The 16,979-nt window shown below is 74.3% G+C and carries 4 protein-coding genes; 3 read left to right on the forward strand and 1 reads right to left on the reverse strand.

The features are described from left to right. Nucleotides 1-25: 25 nt before the first annotated feature. Genes OG946_RS01445 through OG946_RS01455 form a run of 3 tightly spaced genes read left to right on the forward strand, consistent with a single transcriptional unit; the run spans nt 26 to nt 1,945 of the window. Nucleotides 26-808: a thioesterase II family protein gene (locus OG946_RS01445; protein ID WP_326794326.1), complete on the forward strand. Its 783-nt coding sequence runs from the start codon at nt 26-28 to the stop codon at nt 806-808. Nucleotides 809-836: 28 nt separating this feature from the next. Further along, nucleotides 837-1,064 (forward strand): acyl carrier protein, encoded by a 228-nt coding sequence (locus tag OG946_RS01450; protein ID WP_047014281.1) that lies wholly within the window; start codon nt 837-839, stop codon nt 1,062-1,064. Continuing rightward, a complete protein-coding gene (locus tag OG946_RS01455; RefSeq protein ID WP_326794327.1) occupies nt 1,061-1,945 on the forward strand; it encodes a 2-oxo acid dehydrogenase subunit E2 in 885 nt (294 codons plus the stop codon). Before OG946_RS01450 ends, OG946_RS01455 begins: the two co-directional genes overlap by 4 nt. Nucleotides 1,946-2,071: 126 nt before the next feature. Here the strand turns inward: OG946_RS01455 and OG946_RS01460 are convergent, their stop codons facing one another. Next, nucleotides 2,072-16,915: an SDR family NAD(P)-dependent oxidoreductase gene (locus tag OG946_RS01460; protein ID WP_326794328.1), complete on the reverse strand. Its 14,844-nt coding sequence runs from the start codon at nt 16,913-16,915 to the stop codon at nt 2,072-2,074. Nucleotides 16,916-16,979: the final 64 nt, after the last annotated feature.

Genomic DNA, 16,979 nt, shown 5'->3' on the forward strand with positions numbered 1-16,979 from the left:
GAGAGCGCGGGAAGGCGTTGGCACGGTGCCCACTGAGATCCCGTTCGACGACACGTGGCTGCGCCGCTTCGGCACGGTCCGGCAGCCGGACGTACGGCTTGTCTGCCTGCCCCACGCGGGCGGCGCGGCCACCACGTTCTTCCCGCTGCAGCGGGAACTGCCGCCGTCGGTCGAGTTCGTGGCCGTGCAGTACCCGGGCCGGCACGACCGCAGGCACGAGCAGCCGCTGCGCGACGTCCGTACGCTCGCCGACCGCGTGGCTGCCGCGCTCAGGCCGCTGACCGACCTGCCGCTGGTCCTCTTCGGGCACAGCATGGGCGCGGTCGTCGGCTTCGAGACCGCCGCCCGGCTGGAGCGGGACGGCACCAACCCGCCCCTCGGGCTGGTCGCCTCGGGCCGGCACTCGCCGGCGACGCCGCGCGTCGAGACCGTGCACCAGCGCGACGACGACGGGCTCATCGACGAGATCACCAAGCTGAGCGGCACCGACCCGCAGATCCTCGCCGACCCGGACATGCGCGCCATGATCCTGCCGGCGCTGCGCGCCGACTACACCGCCGTGGAGACGTACCGCTACGACCGGAGCTTCCTGCTGCGCTGCCCCGTCAGCGTCTTCACCGGCACCGCGGACCCGAAGGTGACCGAGCACGAGGCGGCGGCCTGGGAGCCGCTGACCTCCGGCGCGTTCCGCATCGAGCGGTTCCCCGGTGGCCACTTCTACCTCGACGGCGCGGAGCGGGCCGTCGCCACCGCCCTCCTGCGCGACATCCGGGCGTTCACGAACGCGCCCGCGACGCAGCCCCGTTGACCCACCCCCGAAAGGTAGTGCCCGCTTCATGACGACCATCGACGATCTTGTGGTGCTGATCCGTGACGAACTGGGGCTGCCGGTGTCCGTCGAGGACGCCGACCGGCCTCTGGACGAGATCGCCGGCTGGGACTCGGTGCACCTGCTCTGGCTGACGGCGGCCATCGAGCGCCGCACCGGCCGCAGCGTGTCGCTGCCGGACCTGCTGGAGGCCGGCAGCCTCAGCGGCATCCACAAGGCGGCGGTCGCGGCGTGAGCGTCAGCCGCTTCCCCGCCGAGCGCCGCCACACGCTCTACCACTGCGACGAGATACGGGCCACGGCGCCGGTCTTCCTCGACACCGAGGTGGACATGAGCCGGATCCAGGAGCACCGGGCGGAGGCCAGGCGCGACGGCCGCCGGTACTCGGTCGTCTCGTACGTCCTCAAGGCGTCCGGCAGCGTGCTGGCCGAGCACCCGGAGGCCAACGCGGCCATCCGCGGCCGGCTCCGCCCCAAGGTCGCGCGCTACGCGACCGTCGGCGGCAAGGTGACGCTGGACAAGACCCTGGGCGGGCGCCGCGTGGTGCTCTCCTCGGTCGTGCCGAAGCTGGAGCAGTCGAGCCTGGACGATGTGCAGCAGCACGTGGACCGGCTGCGCGACGGAGACCCCGAGACGATGCCGGAGTTCGAGGCGGTACGCAAGCTGCACCGGCTGCCCGTGCCGGTGGGCCGCACGCTGTTCCGGCTGGCGACGCGGTCGTTCGCGCACCGCCCCGAGCTGCGGGGCACCGTCGCCGTCACCTCGCTGGGCCACCGCGCGGTGGACAGCTTCCACTCGGTCGGCGGCACGACCGTCACGCTGGGCCTCGGGCGGATCGTGGACCGCCCGGTCGTCAGGGACGGTGCCGTCGTGGTGGCGCCGGTGATGCGGCTGAGCCTCGCCTTCGACCACCGGGTGATCGACGGGGCGGAGGCGGCCGACGTGCTGTCCGAACTCAAGGACTTCCTGGAGGGGTACGCGCCGGAGGCGGCCCCCGAGACGGCCGCGGAGGAGTCGTCCGAGGAAAGAGCCGTCGAGGAGCCTGCCGCGCAGGAGGAGGTCGTGCACGAGGCGGTCGACGCCCGCGACCCGGCCTCTCCCGCCCCGAGCACCTGACCCTCTCCGCACCGCACCCGCGGGGTTCGACATCCCCGCCACCTGCCCCGCCGGCCCGCGTACTCTCGTCGCGGGCCGGCGGTCTTTTCGTCCGCCCCGGTCCACCGGCCGGGCCGGGCGGGGGAGTCAGTCCCGGCCCAGCTCCCGGTCGATCATCGCGAACATCTCCTCGTCGCTCGCCGCGTCCAGCGCGCCGCCGGGCTCCTCGGCGGTCGGACCGGTCTCCTGGGCCCCGCCCTGCGCGTCTTCGAGCTGCCACAGCAGGGCCTTCAGCCGGGCGGCGAGCCGCGCCTGCTCCTGCTCGTCGAGCGCGCCCGCGGCCAGCATGTCCTCCAGCTCGCCGAGGCTGCCCGCCCCGGCGTCCGCCGGGGCCGCCGCGGCCGGCGCACCCGGCAACTCCCCGTCGAGCAGGGCGGCGAGCGCCTCCGCGGTCGGATTGTCGAAGACGGCCGTGGCCGGGAGCCGCAGGCCGGTCGCGGCGTTGAGCCGGTTGCGCAGTTCGACGGCGGCCAGCGAATCGAAGCCGATGGTCTTGAACGCGGCTTCGCGCGGTACGGAGTTGGCCGAGCTGTGCCCGAGCACCGCGGCGGCGTGCGTACGTACGAGCCGCACCAGCGCCTCGGCCCGCTCCGCCGCCGGCAGCTCCGTGAGCTGCGCCCGCGACCCGCCCGCCGCAGGCGAGTCGTCCGCCGCGGCCGTGCGCCGCGCCGGCCTGACCACCTGCCGGAGCACCGCCGGTACCGCCACGCCCTCCTCGGCGCGCGTGCTCAGCCGCGCCGGCACCACGGCGGCGTCGCCCAGCGCCATGGCCTCGTCGAGCAGCGCCAGGCCCTCGTCGGTGGCCAGCGGCAGGATGCCGGTGCGGCTCAGCCGGGCCACGTCCGCGTCGCTGAGGTGGCCGGACAGTTCGCTCTCCTCGGCCCAGTAGCCCCAGGCGAGCGAGACCGCCGGGTGGCCCTGGGCCTGCCTGCGCTGCGCCAGCCCGTCCAGCCAGGCGTTGGCGGCGGCGTAGTTGCCCTGCCCCGCCGTGCCGAGGGTGCCGGCGATGGACGAGAACAGCACGAAGCCGCTGAGGTCGAGGCCGCGGGTCAGCTCGTCCAGGTGCGCGACCGCGTCCACCTTGGGTGCGAGCACCCGGTCGACGGCGGCGGCGTCGAGCGTCTCCACGGTGCCGTCCGCGGTCACGCCCGCCGCGTGCACGACGGCGGTCAACGGGTGCTCCGCCGGTACACCGGCCAGGAGCCGTACGACGTCCTCGCGCCGCGACACGTCGCACGCGGCGACGGTGGCCTCGGCCCCGAGAGCGGCAAGCTCGGCCCGGAGCGCCGCGGCCCCGGGTGCGTCCATCCCGCGGCGGCTGGTGAGCAGCAGGTGCCGTACGCCGTGGACGGTCGCCAGATGGCGCGCGACCTGCGCGCCCAGCGCGCCCGTGCCGCCGGTGACGAGCACCGTGCCGGCGGGGTCCGGCGGCGCCGGCACGGTCAGCACGATCTTGCCGACGTGCCGGGCCTGGCTCATGAAGCGGTACGCCTCGGGCGCGCGCCGTACGTCCCAGGTGCGCAGCGGCAGCGGGGTGAGCACGTCCGACTCCAGCAGCGTGACGATCTCGGCGAGCATCTCGCGGATCCGGTCGGGGCCCGCCTCCATCAGGTCGAACGCCTGGTACGCGACCCCCGGGTGGCGCTCCGCGACGTCGGCGGCGGCGCGGATGTCGGTCTTGCCCATCTCCACGAACCGCCCGCCCGCGGGGAGCAGTTCCAGCGAGGCGTCCACGAACTCCCGGGCCAGCGAGTTGAGGACGACGTTCATGCTGGCGCCGCCGGACGCGCGCCGGAACCGCTCGACGAAGTCGAGGTCGCGGGAGGAGGCGATCCGCTCCTCCGGCAGCCCCAGCTCACGCAGCAGCCCCTGCTTCGGCGGGCTGGCGGTGGCGTACACGTCCGCGCCCCAGTGCCGCGCCAGTTGGACGGCCGCCATGCCGACGCCGCCGGTGGCGGCGTGCACGAGCACCGCGTCGCCCTTGGCCAGCCGGCCCAGGTCGCGCAGGCCGTAGTACGCGGTGAGGAAGACGACGGGCACGGCGGCGGCCTGCGCGAACGTCCAGTCCTCGGGCATCGGTGCCAGCATGCGCCGGTCGGCGACCGCGACCGGGCCGAAGGAGTGCGGGAGCAGACCCAGCACCCGGTCGCCGGGCGCGAGGTCCGTCACGCCGGGTCCCACTTCGGTGACGACGCCGGCGCCCTCGCTGCCCATGATCTGCTCGCCCGGGTACATTCCGAGCGCCATGAGCACGTCGCGGAAGTTGAGCCCGGCGGCCCGTACGGACACCCGCACCGTGCCGGTGGCGAGCGGAGCCAACGCCTCGGGAGCGGGCAGGAGTTGCAGGGACTCGATGGTGCCGGGGGTGGCGGTGTCCAGCCGCCAGGCGCCCGCGTCGGCGGGCGGGGTCAGCGGCGGATCGTCGCGGAGGTGGGTGAGGAGGGGGGTGTGCACGGTGCCGTGGTGGAGGGCGAGTTGGGGGGTCGTGAGCGCGTGGGCGAGGGCGCGCGGGAGGTGGGTGCGGGTGTCGGGGTGGTCGTCGGCGTCGACCAGGTGGATACGGCCCGGGTGTTCGGCCTGCGCGGAGCGGGCCAGGCCCCAGAGCGCGGTGTGCGCGGGGTCGGTCGCCGGGTCGGGGTGGGGGTCGGTGGGCAGGGCGTGGGCGTGGCGGGTGAGGAGGACGAGGGGGGTCTCGGTCAGCCGGGGTTCGGCGAGGTACTGCTGGAGGAGGGTGAGCAGGTCGTGTGCGGCCTGGTGGGCGGCGGCGGGGGTGGAGTCGGCCGGGGGCGGGACGTAGACGATGGCGGTGGGCTGGGGTTCGGCGTCGAGGAGGGCGGCCAGGCTGGTGTGGTGCCGGGCGGCGATGTCGGGGACCGGCGCGGCCGGGCCGAGGGTGGCCCAGCCGGTGAGGTCCGTAGTGTCGGCCGGGAGCTGCTGCGGGGTCCAGCGCAGGGCGTACAGGTGGTCCGGGATGCCGGTCGGCTGAGGGCCGGCAGGCAGGGTGCGCAGGGTCAGCTCGCCGACCTCGGCGACGAGGCCGCCCTGTGTGTCGTACAGGGTGATCTCGACGGTGTCGGGGCCCGAGGTGACGGCCTTGACGCGGAGGTGGGTGGCTGCGGTGGCGTGGAGCGCCACCTTGGACCAGGCGAACGGCACGCGGATGCCGGCGTCGGGGGTGTCGCCGCTGTCGACGAGGAGGGTGTGGAGGGCGGCGTCGAGGAGGGCGGGGTGGAGGCCGAAGGCGTCGGGCCCGTGTTCTCCGGTGTGCTCTTCGGGCAGTACGACCTCGGCGTAGCGCGTCGTCCCGTCCTGCCAGAGCGCGGTCAGGCCGCGGAAGCCGGAGCCGTACTCGTAGCCCTGCATCGCCAGCCAGTCGTACGCGTCGGTGAGGTCCACGCTCGTGGCGCCCGCGGGTGGCCACGCAGCCTGCCACGGCTCTCCGGCCGCGTCGTCGGTGGCGGGGGTGAGGCGTCCGGTGGCGTGGCGGGTGAAGGGGCGGTCCGGGTCGTCGTCCGGACGGGCGTGCACGGTGACCGTACGAGCCGATCCGCCGTCCTCGGCGGGGTCGACCGTGACCTGGATCTGCACACCGCCGCTCTCAGGCAGCTCCAACGGCGCTTCCAGGGTCAGGTCTTCGAGGACCGGGCAGCCGGCCTCGTCCCCGGCCCGCAGCACCATCTCCACCAGCGCCGCTCCCGGCACCAGCACACGGCCCTGGATCCGATGCCCCGTCAACCAGCCGTCACCAGCACGCGAGATACGACCGGTCAACACCACCGCACCCGACGACGCTACGGTCACCGCCGCACCCAACAGGCCATGCCCGAAGGCACCCAGGCCGAGACCCGCCGGGTCACCCGCGGAGACAGGACCGGACAGCCAGTAGCGGCGGTGCTGGAACGCGTACGTCGGCAGCGCAACCCGGCGACCGCCGGACCCCGCGAACACCGCGCGCCAGTCCACACGCGCCCCGGCCGCGTAGGCGGAGCCCACGCCGGACATCAGCATGCCCGCGGCACGGGAGGCTGCCGCGCCGTTCGGCTCCTCGTCGCGCGGTGCGCGGGAGAGGGCGACCCACTGGATCGGCTCGTCCGGGAGGCATTCCTGTCCCATGGCGGTCAGCACAGGAGCAGGCCCCACCTCCACGAAAACGGAGACGCCCGTGCGAGCTGCCGACTCCACGCCCTCTGCGAAGCGGACGGCGTGGCGTACGTGCCCGACCCAGTACTCGGGATCGCAGACGCTCTCCGCGTCGGCGAGCTGGCCCGTGACGTTCGAGACCAGCGTCAGGGACGGCTGGTGGTACTCGACCTCCTCCGCCACCCGGCGGAAGTCGGCGAGCATCGGCTCGATCAACGGCGAATGGAAGGCGTGGGAGACCCGCAGCCGACGAGCCCGGCCGCCACCCGCCTCCCATCGCGACACCAGCCCCTCGATCTCCTTCTCATCACCGGAGACAACCACCGACCGCGGCCCGTTGACCGCCGCCACATCGACCTGGGAGCTGCCTTCCAGCAGGGCGTTGACCTCATCCAGGCTGCCGCGCAGCGACACCATCGCACCACCCGGCGGCAGCGCATCCATCAACCGCCCACGCGCAGCCACCAGACGGCACGCATCCGCCAGCGACCACACACCCGCGCAGTGCGCGGCGGCCAACTCGCCCACCGAGTGCCCCACGAGAACACCCGGCTCCACACCCCACGCACGGAGCTGGCGGAACATCGCCACCTCGAACGCGAACAACCCCGGCTGCGTGAACTCCGTCCGATGAATGAGCCCGTCGGCACCGGCGAGTACCTCGCCCAGCGGGCGGCTCAGCAGCCCGTCGAACCCGGCGCAGACCTCCTCGAACGCCTCCCGGAAGACCGCGAAGCCCGTCAGCCCCGCACCCATCCCCGCCCACTGCGCACCCTGACCGGTGAACAGAAGCCCCACACCACCGCCCGGCGCCACCGGCGTGGCTTCTCCCTCGGCCAACCGCGTCAGCCCGGCGCCGAGTTCGGCCGCGTCGGAACCGACGAGCACGGCCCGGTAGTCGCCCGTCGACCGCGACAACAGCGCCAGCCCCACGTCGACCGGAGACACCTCTCCCCCGGCCCCCGCGACGAACTCCCCCAGCCGCGCCGCCTGCTCCCGCAACGCCTCCGCGCTACGTGCCGACACCACCCACGGCACCACCGGAAGCAGAGTCGACCCCGGCTCCCCGCGCACCGGCTCGGCTGCCGGCTGCTCCAGGATCACGTGCGCGTTCGTCCCGCTGATCCCGAACGACGACACCGCCGCCCGCCGCGGCTCACCCGTCTCCGGCCACTCCCGCGCCTCCGTCAGCAGCGACACCGCACCCGCGTCCCAGTCGACATGCGTGCTCGGCGTGTCCACGTGCAGGGTCTGCGGCAGCGCTCCGTGCCGCATCGCCTCGATCATCTTGATCACACCCGCGACACCGGCCGCGGCCTGCGTGTGGCCGAGGTTCGACTTGATCGAGCCGAGCCACAGCGGCCGCTCGTCGGAATGCTCCCGCCCGTACGTCGCGAGCAGCGCTTCGGCCTCGATGGGGTCGCCGAGCTTGGTCCCGGTTCCGTGGCCCTCGACCGCGTCGACCTGTCCGGCGCTCAGCCCCGCGCTGGCCAGCGCCTGCTGGATGACCCGCTGCTGGGACGGCCCGTTGGGCGCGGTCAGCCCGTTGGACGCGCCGTCCTGGTTCACCGCCGAACCGCGGAGCACCGCCAGCACCTCGTGCCCCTGCCGCCGCGCCTCCGACAGCCGCTCCACCAGCAGCAGCCCGACGCCCTCGCTCCAGCCCGTACCGTCCGCGCCCTCCGCGAACGCCTTGCAGCGACCGTCCGGCGAAAGCCCCCGCTGCCGCGAGAACTCCACGAAGGTGTTCGGCGTCGCCATCACGGTGACGCCGCCGACGAGCGCCCGGTCGCACTCCCCGTTCCGCATCGCCTGCGCCGCCAGGTGCAGCGCGACGAGCGACGACGAGCACGCGGTGTCGATCGTCATTGCCGGGCCTTCGAGCCCGAACGCGTACGCCACCCGGCCCGACAGCACGCTCGACAGGTTCCCCGTCAGCGCGTAGCCCTCGATCTCCTGCCGTTCGGTCGACATGCGGGGCGCGTAGTCGTGGTACATGACGCCGACGTAGACGCCGGTGCGGCTGCCGCGCAGAGCGTCGGGGTCGATGCCCGCGCGCTCGCACGCCTCCCACGACGCCTCCAGCACCAACCGCTGCTGCGGATCCATCGCCAACGCCTCACGCGGCGAGACACCGAAGAACTCCGCGTCGAAATCCCCCGCATCATGCAGAAACCCGCCATGACGCGCGTACGACTTCCCCGACTTACCCGGGTCCGCATCAAAGAGATCGGCACCCCAGCCGCGGTCGGCCGGGAACTCCGAGATCCCCTCGCTGCCGGACCAGACCATGTCCCACAGCTCCGCCGGCGAGGTGACCCCGCCGGGATAACGGCACGCCATCCCCACGACGACCACGGGGTCGTCCGCGTCCACGGCGCTCACGGGCGCCGTCGCGGGAGAGGCGGTGACGGCTCCGAGCACTTCGTCGCGCAGGTGGCGGGCGAGGCCCGCGGGCGTGGGGTAGTTGAAGACGACCGTGGGGGCGAGGCGCACGCCTGCCGCGGCGTTGACGCGGTTGCGCAGCTCGACCGCGGTCAGGGAGTCGAAGCCGAGCGCCTTGAAGTCCTGGTCGGCGTCGACGGCTGCCGCGTCGTCGTAGCCGAGGACCAGCGCGGCCTGGGTGCGGACGAGCCCGACCAGCTCGGCGTCCTGTGCCTCCGCGTCGAGTCCCGCCAGCCGGGCGGCGAGGGCGGACGTGCCGGTCGCCGTCCCGGCCGCCACCCGGCGGGCGCGACGACGGGGGGCGAAGTCGCGTAGGAGGTAAGGGACTTCGCCGACCTCGGCCTGCGCGCGGAGCGCGGGGAGGTCCATGCGTACGGGGACGACGTTCGGCGTACGGGTACCCAGGGCCGCGTCGAAGGAGGCGAGCCCGAGTTCCGGCGTCAGGGGGGCGATGCCGCTGCGGTGCCAGCGCGCGATTTCGGCTTCGCCGAGCGCGGCGCCCATGCCGCCGCTGCCGCCGACGTCGCCCCAGAGGCCCCACGCCAGGGCCTGTCCCGCCAGGCCCTGGGCCCGGCGGCGGGCGGCCAGGGCGTCGAGCCAGGCGTTGGCCGCGGCGTAGTTGCCCTGCCCGGGGGTGCCGAGCACGCCGGCGATCGAGGAGAAGAGGACGAAGGCGTCGAGGTCGAGGTCGCGCGTCAGCTCGTCGAGGTGCGTCGCCGCGTCGATCTTGGGGGCCAGGACGTCGCGCAGCGCCTCGGGCGTGAGGGACGCGATCGTGGCGTCGGCGACGACGCCCGCGGCGTGGATGACCGCGGTCAGCGGCCGGTCGTCGGGGAGGCCGGCGAGCATCCGGGCCACGGCGTCGCGGTCGGTCAGGTCGCAGCGGGCAAATGTGGCCTCCGCGCCGGCCGCCCGCAGTTCCTCCTTGAGCTCGGGCGCGCCGGGCGTGTCGATGCCTCGGCGACCGGCGAGCAGCAGGTGCCGTACGCCGTGCGTCGCCACCAGGTGACGGGCGACCAGCCCGCCCAGCGCCCCGGCCCCGCCGGTGATCAGCACGGTGCCGTTGCGGCGGCCGAGTGCCTGTCCCGCGTCGCCCGGGGGCGGCAGGTGGGTGAGGTGCGGGGTGTGCGGGGTGCCGACGTGGAGGGCGAGTTGGGGGGTCGTGAGCGCGTGGGCGAGGGCGCGCGGGAGGTGGGTGCGGGTGTCGGGGTGGTCGTCGGTGTCGACGAGGTGGATCCGGTCCGGCTGCTCGGCCTGCGCCGTACGGGCCAGTCCCCAGAGCGCCGCGTGTACGGGGTCGGGCTCGGCGGTGTGGGCGTGGCGGGAGAGGAGGACGAGGGGGCTGTCGGCCAGGCGGGGTTCGGCGAGGTAGTCCTGCAGCAGGGTGAGCAGGTCGTGTGCGGCCTGGTGGGCGGCGGCGGGGGTGGGGTCGCCGGGTGCGGGGGCGTAGACGATGGCGGTGGGCTGGGGTTCGGCGTCGAGGAGGGCGGCCAGGCTGGTGTGGTGCCGGGCGGCGGTCTCGGGGACCGGCGCGGCCGGGCCGAGGGTGGCCCAGCCGGTGAGGTCCGTGGCGTCGGCCGGGAGCTGCTGCGGGGTCCAGCGCAGGGTGTAGAGGTCTGCGGTGGCCCGGGGCTCGGCCGCGAGCGTGCGTAGCGTCAGTTCGCCGATCTCGGCGACCGGACCGCCTTCGGCGTCGAAGAGGGTGATCTCGACGGTGTCGGGGCCGAGGGTGACGGCCTTGACGCGGAGGTGGGTGGCTGCGGTGGCGTGGAGCGCCACCTTGGACCAGGCGAACGGCACGCGGATGCCGGCGTCGGAGGAGTCGCCGCTGTCGACGAGGAGGGTGTGGAGGGCGGCGTCGAGGAGGGCGGGGTGGAGGCCGAAGGCGTCGGGCCCGTGTTCTCCGGTGTGCTCTTCGGGCAGTACGACCTCGGCGTAGCGCGTCGTCCCGTCCTGCCAGAGCGCGGTCAGGCCCTGGAAGCCGGAGCCGTAGTCGTAACCAAGCTCAGTCAGCCGGTCGTACGCGCCTGCCAGGTCCACGCCTTCGACCCCGGCGGGTGGCCACGCACCCTGCCACGGCTCTCCGGCCGCGTCGTCGGTGGCGGGGGTGAGGCGTCCGGTGGCGTGGCGGGTGAAGGGGCGGTCCGGATCGTCGTCCGGACGGGCGTGCACGGTGACCGTACGAGCCGATCCGCCGTCCTCGGCGGGGTCGACCGTGACCTGGATCTGCACACCGCCGCTCTCCGGCAGCTCCAACGGCGCTTCCAGGGTCAGGTCTTCGAGGACCGGGCAGCCGGCCTCGTCCCCGGCCCGCAGCGCCATCTCCACCAGCGCCGCTCCCGGCACCAGCACACGGCCCTGGATCCGATGCCCCGTCAACCAGCCGTCACCAGCACGCGAGATACGACCGGTCAACACCACCGCACCCGACGACGCTACGGTCACCGCCGCACCCAACAGGCCATGCCCGAAGGCACCGAGACCGAGACCCGCCGGGTCACCGGTTACCGCCGACCCGGACAGCCAGTAGCGGCGCCTCTGAAATGCGTACGTCGGCAGCGCGACCGGCTTTCCGTCGACGCCGCCGAACACCGCGCGCCAATCCACGCGCGCGCCCGCGGAGAATGCGGCGCCGACGCCGGACATCAGTACACCGGCGGCACGCGCGTCCTCGTGCGCAAATTCATCGTTTGCCTTCGCAGATTCTTCGATCCGCGATTCTTTCTTTTCTTCCCGGGGTGCGCGGGAGAGGGCGACCCACTGGATCGGCTCGTCCGGGAGGCATTCCTGTCCCATGGCGGTCAGCACAGGAGCAGGCCCCACCTCCACGAAAACGGAGACGCCCGTGCGAGCTGCCGACTCCACGCCCTCTGCGAAGCGGACGGCGTGGCGTACGTGCCCGACCCAGTACTCGGGATCGCAGACGCTCTCCGCGTCGGCGAGCTGGCCCGTGACGTTCGAGACCAGCGTCAGGGACGGCTGGTGGTACTCGACCTCCTCCGCCACCCGGCGGAAGTCGGCGAGCATCGGCTCGATCAACGGCGAATGGAAGGCGTGGGAGACCCGCAGCCGACGAGCCCGGCCGCCACCCGCCTCCCATCGCGACACCAGCCCCTCGATCTCCTTCTCATCACCGGAGACAACCACCGACCGCGGCCCGTTGACCGCCGCCACATCGACCTGGGAGCTGCCTTCCAGCAGGGCGTTGACCTCATCCAGGCTGCCGCGCAGCGACACCATCGCACCACCCGGCGGCAGCGCATCCATCAACCGCCCACGCGCAGCCACCAGACGGCACGCATCCGCCAGCGACCACACACCCGCGCAGTGCGCGGCGGCCAACTCGCCCACCGAGTGCCCCACGAGAACACCCGGCTCCACACCCCACGCACGGAGCTGGCGGAACATCGCCACCTCGAACGCGAACAACCCCGGCTGCGTGAACTCCGTCCGGTCCACCAGCCCGCCGTCACGCGCGGCCAGCACCTCGCCCAACGGCCGGCTCAGCAGCCCGTCGAACCCGGCACAAACCTCCTCCAACACCTCCCGGAAGACCGCAAAACCCATCAGCCCCGCACCCATCCCCGCCCACTGCGCACCCTGACCGGTGAACAGAAGCCCCACACCACCGCCCGGCGCCACCGGCGTGGCTTCTCCCTCGGCCAACCGCGTCAGCCCGGCGCCGAGTTCGGCCGCGTCGGAACCGACGAGCACGGCCCGGTAGTCGCCCGTCGACCGCGACAACAGCGCCAGCCCCACGTCGACCGGAGACACCTCTCCCCCGGCCCCCGCGACGAACTCCCCCAGCCGCGCCGCCTGCTCCCGCAACGCCTCCGCGCTACGCCCCGACACCACCCACGGCACCACCGGAAGCAGAGTCGACCCCGGCTCCCCGCGCACCGGCTCGGCTGCCGGCTGCTCCAGGATCACGTGCGCGTTCGTCCCGCTGATCCCGAACGACGACACCGCCGCCCGCCGCGGCTCACCCGTCTCCGGCCACTCCCGCGCCTCCGTCAGCAGCGACACCGCACCCGCGTCCCAGTCGACATGCGTGGTGGGCCGATCGACGTGCAACGTCTGCGGGAGGGACCCGCGCCGCATCGCCTCGACCATCTTGATCACACCCGCGACACCGGCCGCGGCCTGCGTGTGCCCGATGTTGGACTTCAACGACCCCAGCCACAGCGGCCGTTCCGCCGAGTGCTCCCGGCCGTACGTCGCGAGCAGCGCCTGTGCCTCGATCGGGTCGCCCAGCTTGGTGCCGGTCCCGTGCGCCTCCACGGCGTCGACCTGCCCTGCGCCGAGTCCCGCGCTGGCCAGCGCCTGCTGGATGACCCGCTGCTGGGACGGCCCGTTGGGCGCGGTCAGCCCGTTGGACGCGCCGTCCTGGTTCACCGCCGAACCGCGGAGCACCGCCAGCACCTCGTGCCCCTGCCGCCGCGCCTCCGACAGCCGCTCCACCAGCAGCAGCCCGACGCCCTCGGCCCAGCCCGTACCGTCCGCGCCCTCCGCGAACGCCTTGCAGCGACCGTCCGGCGAAAGCCCCCGCTGCCGCGAGAACTCCAGGAACATCCCGGGAGAGCCCATGACGGTGACGCCGCCGACGAACGCCCGGTCGCACTCCCCGTTCCGCAGTGCCTGGGCCGCGAGGTGGACGGCGACAAGCGACGACGAGCACGCGGTGTCGATCGTCACCGCCGGGCCCTCAAGACCGAACGCGTACGCCACCCGGCCCGACAGCACGCTGACCGTGGTGCCGGTGAGCAGGTGCCCGTCGTGGCCGTCGTGCCCGTCGGCGAGCCGGGGCCCGTACTCCTGCGCGGTGGCGCCGATGTAGACGCCCGTGCGGCTGCCGCGCAGGCTGTCCGGGTCGACACCCGCGCGCTCGCACGCCTCCCACGACGCCTCCAGCACCAACCGCTGCTGCGGATCCATCGCCAACGCCTCACGCGGCGACACACCGAAGAACTCCGCGTCGAAATCCCCCGCATCATGCAGAAACCCGCCATGACGCGCGTACGACTTCCCCGACTTACCCGGGTCCGCATCAAAGAGATCGGCACCCCAGCCGCGGTCGGCCGGGAACTCCGAGATCCCCTCGCGCCCCGACCACACCAGGTCCCACAGCTCCGCCGGCGACGTCACACCGCCCGGATAGCGGCACGCCATCCCGACCACCACGACCGGATCGTCCGCGTCCACGGCGGTGGCCGTCGTCGTGACGCCGTCGTCGGCGCCGGTGAGGCGGGCGTGCAGGTGGGCGGCGAGGCGTTCGGGGGTGGGGTGGTCGAAGAGGACGGAGCTGGGCAGGTCGAGGCCGGTGGCGTCGGCCAGCCGGTCCCGGAGGGTGACGGCGGAGATCGAGTCGAAGCCCAGGTCGCGGAAGGCGCGGCGGACCTCGACGGCCGACGCGTCGGCGTATCCGAGGACGCCGGCGGCCTCGCCCACGACGAGCGCCAGGGTCTCCGCCGGGTCGGCGCCGGGGGTGGGGGCGGGGGCCGTCGGAGCGGCGGAAGCCGAGGCGTCCGTACGCGCCCCGCCAGGATCGTCGGCCGGGCGCGCCGCCGGGGCCTGCCGCTCCCCCGTCAGCCAGTGGCGCTCACGCTGGAACGCGTACGTCGGCAAGTCGACATGCCCGGCACCCGCCCCCTGGAACACGGCGGACCAGTCGACGGCCACGCCGTGCAGATGGGCCCGTACGACCGCCGTGAGTACCTCGCGCACCTCGGGCGTGCCGCCGCGGCGCAGCGGTACGGTCACGGCGCTCGGCAGGCAGTCCTTGGCCATGGCGGACAGCACGCCGTCCGGGCCGATCTCCACGAGGGTGGTGACGCCGGCCGCGCCCAGCCAGCGCACGCCGTCGTGGAAGCGGACGGTCCTGCGGACGTGCCGCACCCAGTAGCCGGGGTCGCAGACCTCGTCGGCGCCGACCTCCTGGCCGTCGAGGTTGGACACGATCGGGATGCGCGGCGGCCGGAAGTCCAGTTCGGCGGCGACGGCGGCGAAGTCGGCCAGCATGCCGTCCATGTGCGCGGAGTGGAAGGCGTGGCTCACCCGGAGCTTGCGCGTCTTCCAGTCCCGCTCCGCGCACACCGCGGCCAGGCGGTCGACCGCCTCGGCGTCGCCGGAAACGACCGTGGCCGCGGGGCCGTTGACCGCGGCGACGTCCAGCCCGGGGAGGGCGTCAGGGCCGGTGAGCAGCGCTTCGACCTCGTCGGCCGGCGCGCGGACGGACATCATCGCGCCGCCCTCCGGCAGCGCCTGCATGAGCCCGCCGCGGGCCGCGACCAGGCGGCAGGCGTCGGGCAGGGTGAGCACACCGGCGACGTGGGCGGCGGCGAGTTCGCCGATGGAGTGCCCTGCCACCACGTCCGGACGCATGCCCCAGCTCTCCAGCAGCCGGAAGAGGGCGACCTCGAAGGCGAAGAGCGCCGGCTGCGCGTAGACGGTGCGGTGCAGCTCCGGGTCGTCGTCGGCGAACATCACGTCGCGCAGGGGGCGGTCGACGTACGGCGCGAGCGCGACGTCGAGCGCGGTGCACAGCTCGTCGAGTGCGGCGCGGAAGACCGGCCAGGCCGCGTGCAGTTCGCGGCCCATGCCCGCGCGCTGGCTGCCCTGGCCGGCGAAGAGGTGCGCGACGCGGCCGTCGCGGACGGTGCCGCGCAGGACGCCGGAGGCGGGGGTGTCGTCGGCGAGCGCCGCCAGTCCTGCGAGCAGGGCGTCGAGCGTCCCCCCGGCGGCCGGAGCCGTCGCCTCCGCGGGAGTGAGGGCGGGGAGGACGGCGGCCCGGTACTCGAAGGCCGCCCGGGTGGTGACGAGGGCGCGGGCGACGTCGACGGGAGAGGCGACGTCGCCCCGCGCGGTCAGGTGGTCGTGCAGCCGGCGCGCCTGGGCCCGCAGGGCGGCGGCGCTGCGGGCGGAGAGGAGGAAGGGCAGCACACCGGCGCCGGTGACGGGCGCGGCGTCCTCCGTGGCGGCATTCTCCTCGTGTGCGGGGCCTCCGCGATCGGCCCCCTCCTCGGCGTCAGCGCTCCGCGCCGGCGGCTCCGCCACCACCACGTGGGCGTTCGCCCCGCCCATCCCGAACGAGCTGACCCCCGCGATCAGCCGCCGGTCGGCGTGCGGCCACGGCCCGTGCTCCTCCTGCACCCGCAGCCCGAGGCCGGCGAGCGGGATCGCGGGGTTGGCGGAGCGGAAGTGGAGGCTGCGGGGCAGCTCCCGGTGGTGCAGGCTCAGCAGCGTCTTGATCAGGCCGGTGATGCCGGCCGCGCCTTCCAGGTGGCCGACGTTGGTCTTGGCGGAGCCGACGCGCAGCCGGTCCCCGTCGCCGCGTCCTGCGCCCAGGGTCTCGCCGAGGGCCGTCGCCTCGACGGGGTCGCCGAGCCGCGTGCCGGTGCCGTGCAGTTCGACGTACTGGACGTCGCCTGGCTCGACGCCGGCGCGGTCGCAGGCCAGCCGCAGCAGGTCGGTCTGGCCCCGGCCGCCCGGGGTGGTGAGGGTGTCCGTGGTGCCGTCGTTGTTGACGGCGCTGCCGAGGATGACGCCGAGCACGCGGTCGCCGTCGTCGAGGGCGTCGGCGAGCCGCTTGAGCAGCACGAGCCCGCCGCCCTCGCCGCGTACGTAGCCGTTGGCGCGGGCGTCGAAGGTGTGGCAGCGGCCGTCGGGCGACAGGGCGCCGAAGCTCTCGGTGATCTCGTAGCCGTCGGCGGTGAGGTTGAGGTTCACGCCGCCGGCCAGGGCGAGGTCGGCCTCGCCGCGCAGCAGGCTTTCGCAGGCGAGGTGGACGGCGGTGAGGGAGGAGGACTGCCCGGTGTCGACGGACATGCTGGGGCCGGTGAGGCCGAGGAGGTACGAGACGCGGTTGGCGATGATGCCGCGGTGCAGGCCGGTCGCGGTGTGCTGGCCGACGGCGGCCGGGCCGAGCTGCTGGGTGAGCCGGGCGTAGTCGTCGGCCATGGCGCCGACGAACACCCCGGTGCGGGTGCCGGCGAGCGACGCGGGCACGATGCCGGTCCGTTCCAGCGCCTCCCAGGCCAGCTCCAGCACGAGGCGCTGCTGCGGGTCCATGGCGGCGGCCTCGCGCGGGCCGATGCCGAAGAAGGCGGGGTCGAAGAGGTCGACGTGGTCGAGGAACGCGCCGCGGCGCGCCTTCTGCCGCGCCTCCCCCGGTGCGTGCAGGTCGGGCCGGTCTTCGGGGAGCCCGGTGACGGCGTCGCGGCCGTCGCGCAGCAGCTCCCAGAACGCCTCGGGCGTGTCAGCCTGCGGGAGACGGCAGGCCGTCCCCACCACGGCGATGGATGCCGGGCCTTCCGGTCGCGCGAATGCCTGGGCCGCCGGTTCCGACACTGTCCACACTCCGATCCGTCGGGGGCCCGGCGGGCGCGCGGAGGCGATACCGGGCGCGGTACTG

It is taken from the genome of Streptomyces sp. NBC_01808 (assembly GCF_035917395.1).
Lineage (GTDB): Bacteria > Actinomycetota > Actinomycetes > Streptomycetales > Streptomycetaceae > Streptomyces.

Excerpts from the sequence above, each read along its gene's own strand:
- OG946_RS01450 (WP_047014281.1), top strand. The coding sequence starts at position 837 with ATGACGACCATCGACGATCTTGTGGTGCTGATCCGTGACGAACTGGGG.